The 4,492-nt window shown below is 38.2% G+C and carries 5 protein-coding genes; all 5 read left to right on the top strand.

The genetic code is table 11. The features are described 5' to 3' along the window. Positions 1–329 precede the first annotated feature (329 nt). The 5 genes from ABES03_RS07235 to dapD all read left to right on the top strand — a co-directional run bounded on the left by ABES03_RS07235 (position 330) and on the right by dapD (position 4,418). Positions 330–566 carry a YkuJ family protein gene (locus ABES03_RS07235; protein WP_040204715.1) on the top strand — a complete coding sequence of 79 codons (237 nt, stop codon included), beginning with the start codon at positions 330–332 and terminating at the stop codon, positions 564–566. A gap of 109 nt (positions 567–675) precedes the next feature. Then, complete coding sequence (gene cbpB / locus ABES03_RS07230; RefSeq protein WP_430116412.1) at positions 676–1,119, top strand: cyclic-di-AMP-binding protein CbpB; 444 nt, start codon at positions 676–678, stop codon at positions 1,117–1,119. Positions 1,120–1,176: 57 nt separating this feature from the next. Then, positions 1,177–2,679, top strand: a complete 1,503-nt coding sequence (locus ABES03_RS07225) for an MDR family MFS transporter (protein ID WP_430116410.1) — start codon at positions 1,177–1,179, stop codon at positions 2,677–2,679. Positions 2,680–2,710: 31 nt separating this feature from the next. Then, positions 2,711–3,598 (top strand): LysR family transcriptional regulator, encoded by an 888-nt coding sequence (locus ABES03_RS07220; RefSeq protein ID WP_430116408.1) that lies wholly within the window; start codon positions 2,711–2,713, stop codon positions 3,596–3,598. A 109-nt stretch (positions 3,599–3,707) separates the two neighbouring features. Then, positions 3,708–4,418: a 2,3,4,5-tetrahydropyridine-2,6-dicarboxylate N-acetyltransferase gene (gene dapD, locus ABES03_RS07215; protein ID WP_430116406.1), complete on the top strand. Its 711-nt coding sequence runs from the start codon at positions 3,708–3,710 to the stop codon at positions 4,416–4,418. The last annotated feature ends 74 nt before the right edge of the window (positions 4,419–4,492 follow it).

The following is a 4,492-nucleotide window of genomic DNA, read 5'->3' as shown; positions in this document are numbered from 1 at the left end:
TGGAGCGGAAGGCACGAAGACTCCTGTGGGAGTATGGTTCAGGGGAGACCCCGCAGGCGCAAGCGCCGAGGAGGCTCGCCGAAACACCCACGGAAAGCGAAGTGCCTGGAGCGGAAATCAACAGGCAATTTTAACAAAGACATAAAAAAAATTACCAATTTCTTTATTTTTACTTGGACAAATGGAGTTTGTTATTTTATTCTTTTAATATTGGCATATAAAATCACTCGTTTGTAAAATTTTGAAAAATTTTCATTCAGGATAGAATTAGGCCAAATGAGAAACATAACTGTATACAGTTTGTTTGTGTTTGAAAGGAGAAGAAGCAAATGTCACAGCTTCAAGGTATATTAACAAGATTAAAAAACCTTCAGGAACAATCAAATAGTGGTGAACCTGCACAACGCTATTTTGAGGTAAATGGTGAAAGAAAGTGTCAAGTAACATTTCATCCGAAAACAGAAACATTTGAATTAGAAATATATAACGAGAAAGAAAAGCCAAAAAGATATCAATTTGATAATATTGATATGATTACAATTGAAATTTTTGATTTGATTCAATAGGAACCCTTGGGTTCCTTCTTTTTCGAATATGATTTAAATTTTTCACAGACCCCCGAAAACTATGATAAAATAAGTCTGTAGAAAAACAAATATTGAGGAGTTTTCGGCGATGATCAGTCTTCCAAGCGGGGAATTTTTAGAGTATACGATAGAAGAATTAATGATACCATCAGAGCGCGTTGCACATGTGCAAATCGGAAACAATCTCGAACATGCATTGTTGGTCTTAACAAAAAGTGGTTATACAGCTATACCTGTATTAGACCCGCACTATAAGCTACATGGGTTAATCAGTACACCCATCATAATGGATTCTATTCTGGGACTTGAACGAATTGAATTTGAAACGCTTGAAAATAAACGGGTAGAAGAAGTCATGAAGAGAACTATACCCCGAGTAAAAGTGACTGATTCAATCTATACGTGCTTGGATTTATTGGTTAACCATCCATTCCTTTGTGTGGAGACAGAGGAAGGTTTTTTTGAGGGGATACTCCCAAGAAGCACGGTATTAAACCAACTAAACAAGGTAGTAAAAAGGTTTAAAAAATAGGATGGTAAGAGCTCCCAATTAGGGAGCTGTATTTATTTAGAGATATGAGGTGTTAGGATGAGTAATGCTGCAGCAGGCAGTGCTCGAAAAAAGCAAACGAAAAAGCCACTTGTTTTAGCGTCTGTTATGCTAGCCATGTTTATGGGTGCGATTGAGGCAACGATTGTTTCAACTGCCATGCCAGCAATAGTAGCAGATTTGGGTGGATTCACACTTTATAGTTGGGTTTTTTCTGCCTATCTTTTAATGAATTCAATAACGGTACTCATCTATGGTAAACTCTCAGATTTGTTCGGTCGAAAGCCGATTCTCACGTTTGGGATTATTATTTTCTTAATAGGTTCTATTCTTTGTGGTTTTGCGACATCAATGAAAACACTCATCATCTTTCGATTGATTCAAGGATTTGGTGCTGGTGCTGTCATGCCGATAGCGACAACTATTGTCGGAGATATTTACACAGCTGAAGAAAGAGCTAAGATTCAGGGGTATCTATCAAGTGTGTGGGGGATATCCGCCATTACAGGTCCTGCTGTCGGTGGATTACTTGTTCAATATGTCAGTTGGCATTATGTATTCTGGATAAACATTCCTCTGGGTATACTCTCCCTAGTAGGGCTATGGATGTATCTTCATGAAAATGTGGAAAAGAAAAAACATGACATTGATTATCTTGGGGCGGTTTTATTAACTGTTACAATATCCTCACTCATGTTCGTCCTCGTTGAAGCAGGAAGCCATTGGGCGTGGGGATCATGGCAAATTGTTAGTCTTTTAGTTTTATCAGTACTCGCCTTGATTGCATTCGTTTTTCAGGAAAACCGTGCGATTGAGCCAGTTATGCCATTTTCAATTTGGAGAGAGCGTTCCATTTTTATAGCTAATATAACTTCACTGACTACAGGTATTATGTTAATTGGAATATCAAGCTTTCTACCTACTTTTGTTCAAGGTGTTATGGAACAAACACCTATTGTAGCCGGTTTTACCTTAACTACGATGTCTATTGGTTGGCCAATTGCCTCTACACTAGCAGGGAGAATGCTTATCACAATGGGCTATCGTAAAACTTCTATAATTGGTGGAGTGTTCTTGATCCTAGGGAGTTTTGCTTTTGTCACGATGTCAGCTTCTTCTGGTCCAATTTGGGCAGCTGTGGGGTCCTTTTTTGTTGGGCTAGGTATGGGTTTAACATCAACGGCATTTATTGTTTCCATTCAAAGTACTGTTAGCTGGCAGCAAAGAGGAATAGCCACAGCGGCAAACATGTTCATGAGAAATCTGGGCAATACAATAGGAGCAGCATTACTTGGAGGAATTCTGAATAACAGATTGAATGCTTATTTTAGTCAAAAGGATCCATCTTTATCAGTAGACGATACAAACATTCTCTTAAAGGCAAGTGAGCGTGAGAACCTCGCGGGAGGGGTGCGAAGGATCTTACAGGATGGACTAACCTTATCCTTACATACAGTTTATTATGTGGTCCTTACATTTGCTATAATTAGTCTAGTTTTAATATTTTTTATTCCGAAAAAAAAGGATGAAGGCTCTGTGTAAAGCTCACAGGGCTTTTTTAGGAGGGATAACGTTGTCCTCATTATCTGAATTTCACTTATTATCTGTACTTGCACAAGAAATGAATATGCGAAAAGCTTCTGAACGGCTGTTTGTTTCGCAGCCCGCTCTATCACAACGCTTACAAACAATTGAAAAAGAATGGGGTACGAAATTATTTATTCGATCGCAAAAAGGAGTAGCTTTAACTCCATCTGGTGAACATGTGATTGATTTTGTTAATGATGTACTAAAAAAACAGGAGAAGGTTCGTGAAACAATTCACTCCCTTCAATCAGGAGTTTCAGGGACATTAAAAATTGCTGTTGCATCAATTGTAGGACAAAATTGGCTGCCACAGGTTTTAAAAAAGTTTATTGATAAATATCCACAAGCGAAAATTTCATTAGTAACTGGGTGGAGCAGTGAGATTTTAAAATGCCTATATGATGATCAGGTTCATATCGGGATTATACGTGGAACACCGGACTGGAAAGGGGTAAAGGTACACCTATTTAATGATCCTCTGTATTTAGTTGACAGAGAAATTACTCGACCAGAGCAAGTCTTGGCAACCGATCGCCCTTTTATTCAATTTAAAAGTGATTCCAATTACTATCAGGAGATTCAGGATTGGTGGATGCGTAATTTTAAAATGTCCCCAAAGAGAACGGTTGTGGTTGACCAAATTGAAACATGTAAACAGATGGCTTTCAATGGTATTGGTTATGCAATTTTGCCCGGTATTACCTTAACTAAGGCAGAAAGGGATATTTTCAAGATTCCTCTTGTAAATGAGAATAATGAGGCATTAAAACGTGATACCTGGTTGCTTGGTTATGAATCTTCGTTCCAGTTAAAACAGGTTCAAGCATTTGTTGAACTTATTAAAGAGCATATCGCCGAATCTTCAGAAGATTGATGTTGTTTTTCTTGTTTTCAACTCTTTTGTTTGTTAAAGTATTTTCTATAATAACTGAAGCGACTCGTCGCTTCTGCTTTTTTAGAACAACTACATAGGGGGCAACAATATGAAAATGATGGATGCAAATGAAATTATCTCTTTTATCCAAAATAGTAAAAAATCGACTCCAGTTAAAGTGTATTTGAAGGGTGATTTAGAAGGTTTAGATTTTGGCAGTGATTCAAAAGTGTTTATTAACGGAAGTACTGGTGTAGTTTTTGGTGAATGGTCAGAAATTAATGCAGTATTAGATGCCAATAAAGCAAAAATAGAAGATTATGTACTAGAAAATGACCGCAGAAATTCTGCTATTCCACTTCTTGATACTAAAAACATCAATGCTCGTATCGAACCAGGTGTAATCATCCGTGATCAGGTAGAAATTGGTGATAACGCAGTTATTATGATGGGTGCAGTAATTAATATTGGTGCAGTTATTGGTGAGAAGACAATGATCGATATGGGTGTTGTCCTAGGTGGCCGAGCAACTGTCGGTAAAAATTGCCACATCGGTGCTGGCACTGTATTAGCAGGAGTAATTGAGCCGCCATCAGCAAAGCCTGTTGTCATTGAGGATGATGTATTGATCGGTGCGAATGCTGTAGTACTTGAAGGTGTTACAGTTGGTACAGGCTCTGTAGTTGCTGCAGGAGCAGTTGTGACAAAAGACGTTGCACCGTATACAGTAGTTGCAGGCACACCTGCAAAGAAAATCAAAGATATTGACGAAAAAACAAAATCAAAAACCGAAATTATGCAAGAACTTCGACAGTTATAAGAAAAGCGTAAGCGCCTTGATCAGCCCCGACAGGCAAATGTTCTTCTGCAAAATAAGTCGCTCTTTGACTTTTA

It is taken from the genome of Neobacillus rhizosphaerae (assembly GCF_050477885.1).
Classification (GTDB): Bacteria; Bacillota; Bacilli; order Bacillales; family Cytobacillaceae; genus Neobacillus; species Neobacillus rhizosphaerae_A.
The sequence above is the reverse complement of the archived record's forward strand: the minus strand, read 5'-3'. Positions and strand labels throughout refer to the sequence as shown.